The 15,255-nt window shown below is 71.2% G+C and carries 13 protein-coding genes; 5 read left to right on the forward strand and 8 right to left on the reverse strand.

Annotated elements, in window-relative coordinates; translation table 11 throughout:
- The first annotated feature begins 9 nt into the window (after window positions 1–9).
- Window positions 10–207 (forward strand): acyl-CoA carboxylase subunit epsilon, encoded by a 198-nt coding sequence (locus CP982_RS29565; protein ID WP_150513264.1) that lies wholly within the window; start codon window positions 10–12, stop codon window positions 205–207.
- A gap of 80 nt (window positions 208–287) precedes the next feature.
- On the opposite strand, the gene CP982_RS29570 is transcribed toward CP982_RS29565, so the two are convergent.
- The 8 genes from CP982_RS29570 to CP982_RS29605 all read right to left on the reverse strand — a co-directional run bounded on the left by CP982_RS29570 (window position 288) and on the right by CP982_RS29605 (window position 11,217).
- Window positions 288–872, reverse strand: coding sequence for a GTP-binding protein (locus CP982_RS29570; RefSeq protein ID WP_030361923.1), 585 nt, complete (start codon window positions 870–872; stop codon window positions 288–290).
- Window positions 853–1,545 carry a DUF742 domain-containing protein gene (locus tag CP982_RS29575; protein WP_150513265.1) on the reverse strand — a complete coding sequence of 231 codons (693 nt, stop codon included), beginning with the start codon at window positions 1,543–1,545 and terminating at the stop codon, window positions 853–855. Before CP982_RS29575 ends, CP982_RS29570 begins: the two co-directional genes overlap by 20 nt.
- A gap of 62 nt (window positions 1,546–1,607) precedes the next feature.
- Entirely contained in the window at window positions 1,608–2,021 is a 414-nt protein-coding gene (locus tag CP982_RS29580) for a roadblock/LC7 domain-containing protein (protein WP_030676106.1), read from the reverse strand.
- Between the two features lie 10 nt (window positions 2,022–2,031).
- Entirely contained in the window at window positions 2,032–5,310 is a 3,279-nt protein-coding gene (locus CP982_RS29585; RefSeq protein WP_150513266.1) for a sensor histidine kinase, read from the reverse strand.
- 341 nt (window positions 5,311–5,651) lie between these two features.
- Window positions 5,652–6,254, reverse strand: coding sequence for a GTP-binding protein (locus CP982_RS29590; protein ID WP_030676100.1), 603 nt, complete (start codon window positions 6,252–6,254; stop codon window positions 5,652–5,654).
- The gene (locus CP982_RS29595; protein WP_030676098.1) at window positions 6,235–6,639 is read right to left on the reverse strand and encodes a DUF742 domain-containing protein; all 405 of its coding nucleotides are present in this window, start codon (window positions 6,637–6,639) and stop codon (window positions 6,235–6,237) included. Before CP982_RS29595 ends, CP982_RS29590 begins: the two co-directional genes overlap by 20 nt.
- Before the next feature lie 156 nt (window positions 6,640–6,795).
- The gene (locus CP982_RS29600; protein WP_030676095.1) at window positions 6,796–7,209 is read right to left on the reverse strand and encodes a roadblock/LC7 domain-containing protein; all 414 of its coding nucleotides are present in this window, start codon (window positions 7,207–7,209) and stop codon (window positions 6,796–6,798) included.
- Between the two features lie 9 nt (window positions 7,210–7,218).
- Window positions 7,219–11,217 (reverse strand): sensor histidine kinase, encoded by a 3,999-nt coding sequence (locus CP982_RS29605; RefSeq protein ID WP_150513267.1) that lies wholly within the window; start codon window positions 11,215–11,217, stop codon window positions 7,219–7,221.
- A gap of 571 nt (window positions 11,218–11,788) precedes the next feature.
- Here CP982_RS29605 and CP982_RS41880 point away from each other — a divergent pair.
- The 4 genes from CP982_RS41880 (at window position 11,789) to CP982_RS29620 (ending at window position 15,236) form a co-directional block, all read left to right on the forward strand.
- Window positions 11,789–11,959, forward strand: coding sequence for a hypothetical protein (locus tag CP982_RS41880; protein ID WP_170316507.1), 171 nt, complete (start codon window positions 11,789–11,791; stop codon window positions 11,957–11,959).
- A gap of 131 nt (window positions 11,960–12,090) precedes the next feature.
- A complete protein-coding gene (locus CP982_RS29610) occupies window positions 12,091–12,867 on the forward strand; it encodes a fumarylacetoacetate hydrolase family protein (RefSeq protein WP_150513268.1) in 777 nt (258 codons plus the stop codon).
- Window positions 12,860–14,347: a glutamate--tRNA ligase gene (gltX, locus tag CP982_RS29615; RefSeq protein WP_150513269.1), complete on the forward strand. Its 1,488-nt coding sequence runs from the start codon at window positions 12,860–12,862 to the stop codon at window positions 14,345–14,347. The genes CP982_RS29610 and gltX overlap by 8 nt, the downstream gene beginning before the upstream one ends.
- Window positions 14,348–14,474: 127 nt before the next feature.
- The gene (locus tag CP982_RS29620) at window positions 14,475–15,236 is read left to right on the forward strand and encodes an HAD family hydrolase (protein ID WP_150513270.1); all 762 of its coding nucleotides are present in this window, start codon (window positions 14,475–14,477) and stop codon (window positions 15,234–15,236) included.
- Window positions 15,237–15,255 lie beyond the last annotated feature (19 nt).

The following is a 15,255-nucleotide window of genomic DNA, read 5'->3' on the forward strand; positions in this document are numbered from 1 at the left end:
ACGCCGCACATGACCACTCCCGACATCCGCGTCGAGAAGGGCCACGCCGAGCCCGAGGAAGTCGCCGCCCTCACGGCGATCCTGCTGGCCCGTGCCGCCGCTCAGCCCGCCGCGGTCCCCTCCGTACTGCACGGCCGTGACAAGGCAGGCTGGCGCCGCCTGGAGCGCACGCCCGGCTTCCGCGCCCCGCACAGCTGGCAGGGCTGAGCCCCGCCGCACAGCGACGCACTGTGGGCCCCGTACTCCTCCGAGTACGGGGCCCACAGTGCGTGTACCGGGCGGGTGACCTACCGCAGGCGCGCCATCAGGGCGTGCTCGACCAAGGTGATCAGCGCGGACTTGGCGTCGGCACGGTGGCGCGCGTCCGTCGTGATGATGGGCGTGTCCGGGCCGATCTGCAGGGCCTCGCGGACCTCGTCCGGGGTGTACGGCTGGTGCCCGTCGAAGCCGTTCAGGGCGATGACGAAGGGCAGCCCGGAGTTCTCGAAGTAGTCGACGGCGGGGAAGCAGTCGGCGAGCCGCCTCGTGTCGACCAGGACGACCGCTCCGATGGCGCCGCGCACCAGGTCGTCCCACATGAACCAGAAGCGGTCCTGACCCGGGGTGCCGAACAGGTACAGGATCAGGTCCTGGTCGAGCGTGATGCGGCCGAAGTCCATGGCGACCGTCGTGGTCGTCTTGTCACCGGTGTGCGTCAGGTCGTCGATGCCCGCCGACGCGGACGTCATCACGGCTTCGGTGCGCAGCGGGTTGATCTCCGAGACCGCGCCGACGAACGTGGTCTTGCCCACGCCGAAGCCGCCCGCCACCACGATTTTCGCGCTGGTGGTGGAGCGGGCTGTTGCTCCGCCGCTAGAGCTTGCGAAGTCCACTGAGCACCCTTTCGAGCAGTGTCACGTCTGGCTGACCGCCGGCGGACTCGTCCCCGCCGGGCTGATGGATGGCGACCAGACCGGCCTCCGCCAGGTCGGCGACGAGGATCCGGGCTACGCCAAGGGGAATGGAGAGCAGTGCCGAGATCTCGGCGACCGACTTGATCTCACGGCACAGGTTGCAGATGCGCTGATGCTCGGGCAACTGGCCCTGCAACTGATGCGGTTGTGCGGTGGTGTGCACCAGCGCCTCGATGGCGAGCTGGTACCGCGGCCTGGTGCGGCCGCCGGTCATGGCGTACGGGCGCACCAAGGGGTTGGCGGCGGGCGCCGGCTCCGGGGAGCGGCGCTGCGCCTGCGCGGGCCTGATGCGGGGCGCGTACGGCCGCTGCTGGTCGTACGCGCCCGGAGCGGGCCGGTCGTAGGGACCCGGCGCCGGCTGCTCGTACGCGCCCGGAGCGGGCTTGTCGTACGGGCCGGGCGCGGGCGCCTGCGGACCGGGCTGCCGGTACTGCGGCTGACGGCGGTGGCTGGGCGCGGAGGGGAAGTTGTACCGGTTCTGCGAACCGTCACCCTGGCCCTGGCCACGGCCCGAAGGCCAGTTGGCCGAAGACGAACCGTCTGGGGGTGTTGCAGCCACGTACTCCTCCTCCGAAACTGTGCCCGGCGCCATCGCTGTGGAGCCGCGTCCCGAAACCTTACGGCCCCGGGGCGCGAATACGCACCGTCTGTCTGTTAGTTGAGCAGGCTCCCCTGAAGCTCCGCGCGCAGGTCCGGAGTGAGGACGGTCCCGGCACGGTCGACGAGAAGTGCCATCTCGTACCCAATGAGACCGATGTCCGCCTCTGGGTGGGCGAGTACGGCAAGGGAGGAACCGTCGGAGATGGACATGATGAAGAGAAATCCTCGCTCCATCTCCACAACGGTCTGGGTCACCGAGCCGCCCTCGAAGATCCGGGAGGCCCCGGCCGTGAGGGAGGTGAGACCCGACGCGACCGCGGCGAGCTGATCGGCTCGGTCGCGCGGGAAACCTTCGGACATCGCCAGAAGGAGTCCGTCGGCGGAGACCACCACGGTGTGGGACACCCCGGGGGTGTTCTCCACGAAGTTGGTGATCAACCAGTTCAGGTTCTGCGCCGCCTGGCTCATCGGGCTCACACTAACGCTCCTGGTTGTAGGTGCTATCAGGGCTGAAGCCCTGGCCATTCGTGTCACTGCCCGCGCTGCGGCCCCGCTGGACGCCGCGGCGCAGGTTGCTCAGCCTGCCCCGTACTTCCTCGGGGTCGCGGGAGACCTGGGGGCCGCCCTGCGGGGTCTGCTCCGCCGTGCCCTCGACCAGGTTGGCCTTGGGCACCCGCCGCGGCAGGCCGGACGAGGTGACCCCGCCCGCCTTGGGCTCCCGCAGCTGCTCGGCGCGGTGCCAGCGCTCGTCGTTGGCCGTGCGCCAGCTGTTCGGCTCGCCGTTCGGGCTCTCGCCGTCGTGGGCCTCTTCGGCCTGCTCGGCGGGGGCGCTCCCGTTGCCGTTCACCGCGGCGCTGCCCCGGCGGGGCAGGCCCGCGTCGGTCAGCTCGTGACCGGCCGTGGGAGGCGTCGGCGCAGGTCCCGGACGGTCGAAGCCTACGTGCTCCGCCTCGCCCGCGTCAGTCGTCGGGGCGGATTCCGCTTCGGGAGCGTACTCGCCCTGGTAGGCCTCCTGGTAACCGTCGCGCAACGGCCAGTCGTCCTGGTGGGACCGCTCCGGGTAGGCGACGAAGGCGTCCTGCTGGGTGCCCGCGGCGGCCTCGTGACCGCCCTGTCCGGACTCCGCATACGCGCCGTCCGGGTAGCCGTCCTGGGTCGTGTAGTACGAATCGTCGTACGCCGACTGGCCCGCCTTGGCCTGGTCGTAGGTCGGCTGCCCGTCGTAGCCGGTGTCGTAGCCGCCCTGAGCTTGGTCGTATCCGGGTGCCTGCGTGCCGTCGTACGCCTGCTGAGGGGCGTACTGCTCCTCGTAACCGGCGCCCGGCGTCTCGTACGCGCCCTGCTCCTGGTACGCCTGGGGCTGCTCGTACGTCTCCTGGCCCCCCTGCGCCTCGTCGCGGAACAGCGGGCGGCCGGACTGGGCCTGCGCCTCCAGGGCCGCGCGGCGCTCCTCGCGGACCAGGGAACGGCCCACGGGGTCGAGCTGGCCGCCCTGCGCCTCGGCGTGCTCGCCGTGGTACGCGTTGTCGTCGAAGCCCAGCTCGGCGGCCGTGCGCAGCGGCTCGGCCGCCTGCGCCTGCTGCTCGGGGATGATCGAGGAGACCGTGAACTCGTTGTCCTGCGGGTGGAGTTCGCCGCCGCCACCGTGCGTGATGATCTCCGGGAGCATCACGAGCGAGGTGGTGCCCGCCTGCTCGCCCGAGGGGCGCAGCTGGACGCGGATGCCGTGCCGGTCGGACAGGCGGCCGACCACGAACAGGCCCATGCGCTGCGAGATCGCGGCGTCCACGGTCGGCGGGTTGGCGAGCCGGTGGTTGATGTCCGCGAAGTCCTCGGCGGTCAGGCCGATGCCCTTGTCGTGGATCTCGATCATCACGCGGCCGTCGGGGAGACGGGTCGCGGTGACCCTGACCTTGGTCTGCGGCGAGGAGAACGTCGTGGCGTTCTCCAGGAGCTCGGCGAGCAGGTGCACGAGGTCGGTCACGGCCAGGCCGTGGATCTCGGCCTCCGGGACGCCCGAGAGCTCGATGCGCTCGTACTGCTCCACCTCGGAGGAGGCGGCGCGCAGGACGTCCACGAGCGGCACCGGCTGGTCCCAGCGGCGGCCCGGCTCCTCGCCCGAGAGGACGAGGAGGTTCTCGCCGTTGCGGCGCATGCGGGTCGCCAGGTGGTCCAGGCGGAAGAGGCTCTCCAGCTGGTCCGGGTCGGCCTCGTTGTTCTCCAGATCGGTGATGAGGGTCAGCTGGCCCTCGATCAGGGACTGGTTGCGGCGCGAGAGGTTGGTGAAGATCGCGTTGATGTTGCCGCGGAGCAGCGCCTGCTCGGAGGCGAGCCGGACGGCCTCGCGGTGCACCTGGTCGAAGGCGCGGGCGACCTCGCCGATCTCGTCCGTGGTGGTGATCGGGATGGGCTGGACGCGGGTGTCCACGCGGCCCGGGTCGGTGCGCGACAGCTGGTCGACCAGCATCGGCAGGCGCTGCTCGGCGATGCCGAAGGCGGCGGTGCGCAGGCTGCGCATCGAGCGGCCCATCTGGCGGGCCATGAGCCCGGCCAGGATGAAGGCGGCGAGCAGGGCGACCACGACGACGGCACCGGTGATGAAGGCGTCGGTCTTGGCGTCGTCGGCGATGCCGGAGGCCTCGTTCACGGCCTTGTCGGCGAGGTCCGCCTCGATGGTGCGGTACACGTCGAACTTGGCGGTGGCGGCCTTCCACAGCACCTTGCTGTCGATGCCCTTGGCCTTGAGCGCGACGCGGGCGCTCGGCTGGGTGTTCGGCATGCCCAGGATGAGTTCGAGCATCTTCTCGCCCCGCGGCGGCGGAACGTACTTCTTGCCCGCGGCGCGCGCCTCGGCGGCGTCCTGCTCGGCCTGCTTCGTGGCGTCGGCGACGAGCTGCTTCTGGGCGTCCTCGAGCTTGCGGACGTCCGAGGGCGTGCCGCCGCCGGTGTACTCCTCGATGGCGATGCGCTCGAGGTAGGCGTACGAGGAGAAGGAGACCTTCTGCTTGGTGAAGTCGCTCTGCGTCGGGCCCGGCTTCACAAGGAGGTGGGTGCCGATGGAGCGCTGGAGCGAGAGCGCCGCCTTGGCCAGGGACACCGCGTAGACGGTGCGGCCGTAGGAGGTGATGTTGCCGGTGCCGAGGCCGAGTTCGTTGGCGAACTCCATCAGCGGGTGCTGGATGGCGACGTAGCCCGACTCGGTCTCCACGCCCGGCAGCTTGCTGGTGTACGCGGCCTGGCGCAGGCCCGCGAGCTTCGGCTCGACCTTCTTGAAGGTCGCGAGCCGGCGCTCCAGGCCCTCCTTGTGCGGCATGGCCTCGGCGGCGTCGGCGAAGACGGCGGCGGCCCGGTCGGTGGCCTTGCGGGCCTCGGCCACGCCCGGGTCGTTCTTCTTGCCGTTCAGGAGGGGCGCGGCGGAGATGTCGCGCTCCTCGATGAGGCGGTTGCCGTAGTCCAGCGAAGCGCGCACCAGACGGGCCGTGGCCTCGGCGTCGCGGGCCTCGTCCCAGGTGTCGATGGCGCCCTTGACCTGGAAGCCGCCCATGACGAGACCGACGAGCACGGGTATGAGGAGGATCGCGTTGAGGCGGGTCGGCACGCGCCAGTTCCGGGGCGAAAGGCGCCCGCCGGAGGCGGCCTGTGGCTCGCCACCGGGTACGTCCGCGGACGGCGACGGCGTCGCCGCTCGCGGGGGCGGGGTGAAGTTGCCCCGCGTGTCCCGTTCCGGGGGTGCGGGGCTCGTCTTGCTTCGCCTCACTCGACCAACAACCTCTCGGCGGCGGCTCCCGCGCTGGTGCCGCTGTCGTCTCCAAAGGCCCGTGCTACTGGGCAGTTCAGCGCATTCCAGCACGTCAGGTGGTGCTCCTCCAAACAGTAGGAGCGAAGCGTTCCGAGTGGTGTAAGCCTCAGATAAATCGGTCATAAAGAGCGAGCCCCGCCAAAAGGCGGGGCTCTTGTGAGCACAGTGATACCGGCCGACCGCGATGTGTGGCGGGGTCAGCGGAATTCTCTGTCGAAACGTTATGAACACGGCGGCCGTCCGTGTCAAAGGACACAGATCGTTCCGTGCGATATACGGCAACTTCCGTATGATCCCGCCTACTTGAGTCGTGCCATCAGTGCGTGCTCGACCAGCGTGATCAGGCCACTCTTTGCTTCCGCACGCTGTCGCGCGTCTGTCGTGATGATGGGGGCGTCCGGGCCGAGCTGGAGCGCTTCGCGGACCTCGTCCGGGGTGTACGGCTGCTGTCCGTCGAAGCCGTTCAGGGCGATGACGAAGGGCAGCCCGGAGTTCTCGAAGTAGTCCACGGCCGGGAAACAGTCGGCCAGGCGCCGGGTGTCCACCAGGACGATCGCGCCGATCGCGCCGCGCACCAGGTCGTCCCACATGAACCAGAAGCGGTCCTGACCCGGCGTGCCGAACAGGTACAGGATCAGATCCTGGTCAAGGGTGATGCGGCCGAAATCCATCGCCACCGTGGTGGTGGTCTTGTCACCGGTATGCGTGAGGTCGTCAATACCCGCTGACGCGGACGTCATCACGGCTTCGGTGCGCAGCGGGTTGATCTCCGAGACCGCCCCGACGAACGTGGTCTTGCCCACACCGAAGCCGCCCGCCACCACGATCTTGGCGGAGGTGGTGGACCGGCCGGCGGCGGCGGAGTCCGCGAAGCCGCCCGCGCTAGAGCTTGCGAAGTCCACTGAGCACCCTTTCGAGCAGAGTCACGTCGGGCTGGCCACCGGTGTTCTCGTCACCGCCGGGCTGGTGGATCGCGACGAGCCCGGCCTCGGCCAGGTCGGCCACCAGGATGCGGGCGACGCCGAGCGGCATCGACAGCAGCGCGGAGACCTCGGCCACCGACTTGACCTCGCGGCACAGATGGCAGATCCGCTGGTGCTCGGGGAGCAGCCCCATCAGCTGGGCCGGGTCCGCCGTGGTGCTGACCAGCGCCTCGATCGCGAGCTGGTAGCGGGGCCTGGTCCGGCCACCGGTCATCGCGTACGGGCGCACCAGCGGCTGGTCGCCCTCGTAGCCGTAGCCGGCTTGGGCGCCGTACGGGTCATGAGAGGCGGTGGGCGGGTTCATGGATCCTCCGGGCGGGACAGCAGTTCGTCTGCGTTCCGTCTGACGTCAGCCTGGTGGGGGCATGAGTGGCGGCCGGACGGTGGGTGGTTGCGTGTGGTCGGACGTCCCCGGTCGGTGAGGCGGCCGGGGCTGCGGCGGGCCTGGCCCGCGCGCCGGCTAGTGCAGCAGGCTGCCCTGGAGCTCGGCGCGCAGGTCGGGGGTGAGGACGGTGCCCGCGCGGTCGACGAGCAGCGCCATCTCGTACCCGACGAGGCCGATGTCGCACTCCGGGTGCGCGAGCACGGCGAGGGACGAGCCGTCGGAGATGGACATGAGGAACAGGAAGCCGCGCTCCATCTCCACGACCGTCTGCGTGACCGCGCCGCCCTCGAAGATCCGGGAGGCCCCGGCGGTGAGGGAGGTCAGGCCGGAGGCGACGGCCGCGAGCTGGTCGGCGCGGTCGCGCGGAAAGCCCTCGGACATCGCGAGAAGCAGGCCGTCGGCGGAGACCACGACCGTGTGGGACACCCCGGGGGTGTTCTCCACGAAGTTGGTGATCAACCAGTTCAGGTTCTGTGCCGCCTGGCTCATCGGACTCAACTAACGCTCCTGCTGGTGAGTGGGGAAACTGCCCGTCTGGCCGGTGCCGGCCTGACGACCCTGCTGAATGCCCCGACGGAGATTGGTCAGCCGGCCGCGCACTTCTTCGGGCGCGCGCGAGACCTGCGGACCCGAGCTGTCCTGCGCCTGCTGTGCGGTGCCCGCCACGAGGTTCGCCCGTGGCACGCGGCGCGGGAGGCCGGAGGTGGTGACGCCGCCCGCGGAGGGCTGCCGGACGCGCTCGGCCTGGCGGCCCAGCTCGTCGTTCGGCGTGGCGCGCCAAGCGGTGTTGCCGGTGGTGCTGTTCGGGTTCTGCGGGTTCTGCAGGTTCTGCTGGTTCTGGGGGTGCTGCTGGTTCTGCGGGACGCCCTGGCCCGGCTGGCCGTGCGGGCCCGGGGCCTGGAGGCCACCCGGACGCGGGGACGGCGGCGGGGTCGCGGGGGACGGCTGCGGCGGACGCGCGCCCTGGGGGCGCGTGCCGCCGAGCGGCCGCTGCGGCTCGCGCTGCGGGAGCTGCGGTTCCCGCCGGGGCAGCCCGTGCCCGCGCTGGGGCTGCTGCGGGGCCTGCGGCGCGCCGGCCTGGCCATGGGTGCCGCGCTGCGGCAGCTCCGGGCGGTGCGCATCGGCCTGCTCGGCCTGGCGGTTCCGCTCGGCCTGCTGACGCTCCTGCTCGGCGCGGGCCTGGGCCTGACGCTCCTGCTCGGCGCGCTCCTGCTGGGCCCGCTCCTGCTGGGCCCGCTCCTGCTGTTCGGCCTGCTGCTGCGCCTGCTGCGAGAACCAGTTGGTCTCCAGCGTGTCGTACAGCGGCGTACGGCCGTCGAGCGGACCGGACGCGGGCGGCAGGGCCTCCGGCTCGGACTGCTGGGGCTGCGGCTGCGGCGCCTGCGGCAGCTGGGCCTGGGGGCGCTGCGGCTGCTGCTGACCGCCCTGGTCGAGGTCGGCGCGCGGAGCCTGGCCGCGGCGCGGCGCGGGCGGACGCGGCACCGAGAACTCGCCCGTGGCGTGCGGAGACTGGCCCGGCTGCGGGTTCTGGGGCGCCTGCGGGGCCGCGGGGGAGGGGCCGCCGAAGACGTCGGAGCGCACGAACTCGCCGGTGGCATCGCCCTGCGTGCCGGGCGGCGGGCCATCGAAGTCGGGGCGCTCGAACTGCGAGGTCGAGCCGGGGCCCTGGAGGTCGTCGGCGTTCGCCCCGGGGTGCGGGAACTGGCCGGTGGACTCGGGCTCCTCGTGGCCGCGGGGCGCGTCGAAGGGCTCGCGCGAGACCTGCGGCTGCGCGTTCTCGTCGCTCCAGCTGGGCACGCGGGGCTGCTGCGGGCTGCCACCGGGCAGCTCGGCCCGCGGACCGCCGCGCGGCGGCAGCTGCGGCCTGCGGTCCCGCTCACCCGAGCCCGAGCCGGAGCCCGCACCCGCGCCGGACCCGACGGCCTGACCCGCGTCGTTCGTACGCTGCTGGGGCACCGGAGGCTGCGGCATGCTGCCCGCCCCGGCGCGGCCGCCGCCCTGGCCCTGCCCGAAGGCACCGGCGCCACCGCGGCCGCCCTGCGCCCCGGCACCGGGAGCACCCGGGCCGGAGAGCCCGGCGGGCGCCACCGGGGAAGGTGCCGACGGCGCGCCCGCCGCCGGACCCTGGCCGTTGCCGCGCGACGGCAGCGCCGCGCGCGGACCGGAGCCCGCGACCTGGCCGCGCTGCGCACCGGCGGCGGGGCCGACCTGGTTGTTCTGGCGGGCGCGGGCCGCGCCGCTCAGACCGGCCGCCACACCGCCACCGCGACGCGCGGCGGCGGCACCCGCGGCGGCCTGGGCCGCGGCGGGACCACCGGTCGGCGCCGGGGCGCCCGGCTGGCCCGGACCCTTCTTGCCGCCCTGGGCGACATCGACGGGCAGCATGACGAGGGCGGTCGTACCGCCGGAGTCGGAGGGCCGCAGCTGGATGCGGATGCCGTGGCGCTGTGAGAGGCGGCCGACCACGAACAGACCCATGCGGCGGGAGACGGAGACGTCCACGGTGGGCGGCGACGCGAGCCGCTCGTTGATCGCGGCGAGGTCCTCGGGGGAGAGGCCGATGCCGGTGTCGTGGATCTCGATGAGCACGCGGCCGTCGGGCAGCGCGTGACCGGTCACCTTGACCTTGGTCTGCGGCGAGGAGAACGAGGTCGCGTTCTCGAGCAGCTCGGCGAGGAGGTGCACGAGGTCGTTGACGACGCGACCGGCGACGTCGGTGGCGGGCACCGAGGACAGCTCGATGCGCTCGTACTGCTCCACCTCGGAGGCGGCGGCACGGAGCACGTCGACGAGCGGCACGGGCCGCGTCCAGCGGCGGCCGGGCTCCTCACCGGCGAGCACGAGGAGGTTCTCGCCGTTACGGCGCATGCGGGTCGCGAGGTGGTCGAGCTTGAAGAGCGACGACAGCTGGTCCGGGTCGGCCTCGCGGGACTCCAGTTCGGAGATGAGCGAGAGCTGACGCTGGATGAGGCCCTGGGAACGGCGCGAGAGGTTGGTGAACATCGCGTTGACGTTGCCCCGGAGGAGGGCCTGCTCGGCGGCGAGGCGGACCGCCTCGCGGTGCACGTCGTCGAAGGCCGCGGCCACCTGGCCGATCTCGTCCCGGGAGTGCACACCGACGGACTCCACGGACGTGTCGACGTCCTGCGGGTCGGACTCGGAGAGCTGCTTGACCAGCTCGGGCAGTCGGTCCTGGGCGACCTTGGTGGCGGTGTCCTGGAGCCGGCGGAGCGAGCGGATCATGGACCGGGCCACGACGAAGGCGCCGACGAGCGAGACGCCGAGCACCAGCAGGATGAGCGCACCGTTGAGGATCGCCTGCTGCTCGGACTCGTTCCTGAGCGAACGGGCCTTCTGCTCCATCTCGTCGAGCAGCGTCAGCTCGATCTTGCCCATCTCCGAGATCTTGGAGGAGTCGGCGTCGACCCAGTCCTTGTAGGAGCGCTTGCCGCGGAGCTTGATGCCGTTGGGCTGCTCAAGGACGCGCTGGGCGTAGGCGTCGGCGCCCTGGATCGTCTGGTTGCCGCGGCTGATGGGGGCCAGCAGCTTCGCGCCGTTGCCGACGTAGATCCGGTTGAAGGACTGGAGTTCGTCGGCCTCCTTCTCGAACGCGGTGAGGGCGTAGCGGCGGTCGAGGTCGGAGAGCTTGCCGAACTCGCGGTTGTTCGGCGGGAGCGCGGCGGCGATGACGGCCCGCTGCACGGACGCGAACTCCTTGGCGGAGGAGAAGGCCGCCAGGGCGCGGGTGCGCTGGATCATGTCCGGGTTGCTGGTCGCCTGCGCCATGTCCTCGGAGAGCGCGAGGAGCTGCTGGATCAGCTGGCTGTAGCCGTCGACCGTCTGCGAGGACGGGACGTCCTTCTGATAGGCGTCCCGGCGGACGTCCTTGATCTTCTGCAGCTGCCGGGTGATCTGGACCGTGTTCTGCCGGATGCCGAGGAAGCCCTTGTCGCCGTCGCTGTCGTCGACGTTCTGGGTGCCGGCCAGGAAGTTCTTGTAGGCCCGGTCCGTCTTCTCCCGCACGCTCTTGACGGTGAAGTCGGTGTCGCTCGCGCCGTGCGAGAGGGGACCCGCCGACTGGTCGCGCTCCTCCTGGAGCGCGACGGCCAGGCGGGTGGCGTCCTCCGTCAGATCGGTCAGCAGCTTCATGTTGTCGAGCTGCTGGATCTCGTCCATCGACGAGTTGATGCGCAGGGCGCCGAGCGAGGTCGCCGTGATGACGGGGAGGGCGAGGAGCGAGACGAGGCGGGTCGAGATGCGCCAGTTGCGCAGGGCTATTCGAGGGCCGGGACCAGGGGGTGTCTTGGAGCCCTTCGCCTTCGTCTCGTCCGCGGGCAGACTGCCGCCCGGCGCGCCCGTGCGGGCGGCTCCGGGGCCGCTGTCACCGGACTGTACCGATGCGGGGTTCTGGGCGTGCTGGGCCGAGGAGCCGCGGTCACTTCCGCCGCGCTCCGGCTCCGCCGCAGCGCTGCCATCCCTCTTGAAACGTCCCTGCACTAGCGTCGCAACCTCTGGACCAGGCGTCCCACCGCGTGGACGGCAGGACGGTGTCGGCGTCTTGGGGCGTCAGGCACCCCATGGTGGTCGTGAGACCGGCGCTGCTCCCCCTTCCCGCCGCCCTCGGCGCTGCGTTGCGCCCCTGTGCGCCGGTTCGATCCCGCGGCGGTCCCGGGAATTCCAGCACAGTGCAGGATCTCCAACAAGGCCCGTGGTCCAGGCCCGGCCCCCCGTGACAGGACGTGAGGGCCGCGTCACGAGACGTAGAACGTCAAGCCTCCCAAATCGGACTTTCCCGTACGAGACGCAAGGCCGGAGCGGGTGTCCCAGTCTTCATGATCAGGAGCGGAATGGGAGCTTCAGGGGGGCAATGTCCGTTTTCAAAGGTCCAGTCGCCAGCCGGAATTGACCTATTTATCCATGCCCTCGTGAGCAAACTCACATGAAGATCATGGCCTCTTCTCGACATTGCTTGGGAATTGCATGTTTAGCCTGACGCTTTACAGGGATGGCGAATCCGACAACTGGCGTCCACTCGGCGGCGCCCCGACCGACAGGGCCAGAACAGCAGATGAAGTCCACGATGATGTTCCGCAACATAGCCAACCCGCGCCGCACCACCCTCGCGCACCTCGAGGACGCCGAAGCCCTGCAGACGGCTCCCGAGCAGCCGGAGCACTCCGTGGCCCTCCCCGCCCAGACGGCCAACCCGAAGCGCACCATCCTCATGGAAGCGCCGTAGCCCGGCAGAGCCGTTCGGCACCGGAGCCCAAGGGTGAGGACGAGCCGCGAAGCGGCAAAAAGGGGCAGAGGGGCCGGGCCCCATAGACTGGGCTCACCCAGTCACCCGTTCAAGCAAAGGGCACCGTCCACGTGCGTATCGCCAGGTTCTCCATCGACGGCAACGTCGCCTTCGGCGCGGTCGAGGGCGACAAGCCGGACGAGCTCGTCGTCGACATCATCAAGGGCAGCCCGTACGCCGACTTCGAGCTGAGCGGCGTCAAGGTCCCGCTGAGCAAGGTCCGGCTCCTCGCCCCGGTCATCGGCCACAAGATCGTGGCCTTCGGGCGGAACTACGCGGCGCACGCCAAGGAGCTCGGCCACGAGGTGCCGGACGCCCCGTTCGCCTTCTTCAAGCCCGCCACCTCGATGATCGGCTCCGGCGACGCGATCCAGTACCCGTCGTTCTCCGAGGAGCTGCACCACGAGGCGGAGCTGGCCGTCGTCATCGGCCGCATGTGCCGCGAGGTCCCGCGCGAGCGCGTGAAGGACGTCATCTTCGGCTACACCTGCGCCAACGACGTCACCGCCCGCGACGTGCAGAAGCGCGAGAAGCAGTGGGCCCGGGCCAAGGGCTTCGACACGTCCTGCCCGCTCGGCCCCTGGGTGGAGACGGAGCTCGACCCGAGCGACCTGACGATCCAGTGCACGGTCAACGGCCAGCAGCGCCAGCTCGGCCGCACCTCCGAGATGGTGCACTCCATCGAGGACCTGGTCGTCAACATCTCCGAGGCCATGACGCTGCTGCCCGGCGACGTCATCCTCACCGGCACCCCCGAGGGGGTTGGCCCCCTCAACGTCGGCGACGAGGTCGCCGTCACCATCGAAGGCATCGGCACTCTCACCAACAAGGTGATCAAGCGTGGCTAACGCGACTCCCGGCGGCACCGTCCGGGTACGTTTCTGTCCCTCCCCGACCGGCAACCCGCACGTGGGCCTGGTCCGCACGGCCCTGTTCAACTGGGCCTACGCCCGGCACAACGAGGGCACCCTGGTCTTCCGCATCGAGGACACGGACGCCGCCCGCGACTCCGAGGAGTCGTACGAGCAGCTCCTGGACTCCATGCGCTGGCTGGGCTTCGACTGGGACGAGGGCCCCGAGGTGGGCGGCCCGCACGCGCCGTACCGCCAGTCGCAGCGCATGGACATCTACCGGGACGTCGCCGCCAAGCTCGTCGACGCGGGCCACGCCTACCCCTGCTACTGCACCACCGAGGAGCTCGACGCCCGCCGCGAGGCCGCCCGCGCCGCCGGCAAGCCGTCCGGCTACGACGGCCAGTGCCGCGACCTCACCGACGCGCAGAAGCAGGCGTACGAGGCCGAGGGCCGCAGCCACATCGTCCGCTTCCGGATGCCGGACGAGGCCACCACCTTCACCGACCTGGTCCGCGGCGAGATCACCGTCCAGGCCGAGAACGTCACCGACTACGGCATCGTCCGCGCCAACGGCGCCCCGCTGTACACGCTGGTCAACCCGGTCGACGACGCCCTGATGGAGATCACCCACGTCCTGCGCGGCGAGGACCTGCTCTCCTCCACCCCGCGCCAGATCGCGCTCTACAAGGCGCTGATCGGCCTGGGCATCGCCAAGTCGATCCCCGAGTTCGGCCACCTCCCGTACGTCATGGGCGAGGGCAACAAGAAGCTGAGCAAGCGCGACCCCCAGGCCTCGCTCAACCTCTACCGCGAGCGTGGTTTCCTCCCGGAGGGCCTGCTCAACTACCTCTCCCTCCTCGGCTGGTCCTTCTCGGCCGACCAGGACGTCTTCTCGATCCCCGACATGGTCGCCAAGTTCGACCTCGCGGACGTGAACGCCAACCCGGCCCGCTTCGACCTGAAGAAGGCCGAGGCCATCAACGCCGACCACATCCGCATGCTGGACGTGAAGGCGTTCGCCGCGGCCTGCGAGCCGTGGCTGCGCGCCCCGCACGCCCCCTGGGCCCCGGAGGACTTCGACGCGGCGGTCTGGGAGGCCATCGCGCCGCACGCCCAGACCCGCCTCAAGGTCCTCTCCGAGATCACGGACAACGTCGACTTCCTGTTCCTGCCGGAGCCGGTCTTCGACGAGGCCTCCTGGACCAAGGCCATGAAGGAGGGCTCCGACGCGCTCCTGACCACCGCCCGCGCCAAGCTGGAGGCGGCCGACTGGACGTCCCCCGAGGCCCTCAAGGAGGCCGTCCTGGCCGCGGGTGAGGAGCACGGCCTCAAGCTCGGCAAGGCCCAGGCCCCCGTCCGCGTCGCCGTCACCGGCCGCACGGTCGGCCTGCCCCTCTTCGAGTCCCTGGAGATCCTCGGCAAGGACCGCGCCCTGGCGCGCATCGACGCGGCGCTCGCGAAGCTGACCGCGTAGCGCCTGGAGACACCGCGCACCGGTGCGCGCCCGGCGCGCACCGCCCCGCGCACACGGCCCGTACGGACCGCGGGAAAGGGCCCGGAAGCCATCACGGCTGCCGGGCCCTTTCGCGTACGTTCGGAACATGCCGATCAACGCCGTTGGGCCGCAGCGCGCCGCCGGGCCGGTCAAGGCCGTCGTCTGGGACGTCGACGACACCCTCTTCGACTACGCCTCCGCCGATCTCGCGGGCATGCGGGCCCATCTCGCCGCCGAAGGCCTCCTCGCCCGGTACGACACCGCCGATCGCGCCCTGGCCCTGTGGAAGGAGGTCACGGACCGGCACTGGGCCCGCTTCGGCGCCGGCGAGGTGGAGTACTACGCCCAGCGCAGGGACCGCGTGCGCGAGTTCCTGGGCGCCGCCCTCGACGACGCGGAGGCCGACGCCTGGTTCGGCCGCTACCTGGGCCACTACGAGGCCGCCTGGGCCCTCTTCCCGGACACCGTGCCCGCCCTGGACGCCCTCGCCCGGGACTACCGCCACGCGGTCCTTTCCAACTCGGCGCTGTCCGTGCAGGAGTACAAGCTCAGCTCACTGGGCCTGCGCGACCGCTTCGAGGCCGTCCTGTGCGCCGCCGACCTGGGCGTCGCCAAACCCGCCCCGGAGGCCTTCCAGGCGGTGTGCGAGGCGCTGGCCCTGGCGCCCGGCGAGATCGCCTACGTCGGCGACGAACCGGAGATCGACGCGCGCGGCGCCCGGGACGCCGGCCTGCTCGGCATCTGGCTCGACCGCAACGGCGGGCGGGGGGACGGCCCGTCGGGCGTCCACCGCATCACGAGCCTCGCGGAGCTCCCCGCGCTGCTGCGCTCGGATACCCGTTTTGGAGCGCCGTCCACCTTCGGGTAATGTTCTTCCTGCGCCGCCC

It is taken from the genome of Streptomyces spectabilis, assembly GCF_008704795.1.
In the GTDB taxonomy this organism is placed as follows: domain Bacteria; phylum Actinomycetota; class Actinomycetes; order Streptomycetales; family Streptomycetaceae; genus Streptomyces; species Streptomyces spectabilis.

Bases quoted from the DNA above. Each gene is read 5' to 3' on its own strand.
- CP982_RS29580 (WP_030676106.1), bottom strand. From the start codon at position 2,021: ATGAGCCAGGCGGCGCAGAACCTGAACTGGTTGATCACCAACTTCGTG.
- CP982_RS29620 (WP_150513270.1), top strand. From the start codon at position 14,475: ATGCCGATCAACGCCGTTGGGCCGCAGCGCGCCGCCGGGCCGGTCAAG.
- CP982_RS29600 (WP_030676095.1), bottom strand. From the start codon at position 7,209: ATGAGCCAGGCGGCACAGAACCTGAACTGGTTGATCACCAACTTCGTG.
- CP982_RS29595 (WP_030676098.1), bottom strand. From the start codon at position 6,639: ATGAACCCGCCCACCGCCTCTCATGACCCGTACGGCGCCCAAGCCGGC.
- CP982_RS41880 (WP_170316507.1), top strand. From the start codon at position 11,789: ATGAAGTCCACGATGATGTTCCGCAACATAGCCAACCCGCGCCGCACC.
- CP982_RS29575 (WP_150513265.1), bottom strand. From the start codon at position 1,545: ATGGCGCCGGGCACAGTTTCGGAGGAGGAGTACGTGGCTGCAACACCC.
- CP982_RS29565 (WP_150513264.1), top strand. From the start codon at position 10: ATGACCACTCCCGACATCCGCGTCGAGAAGGGCCACGCCGAGCCCGAG.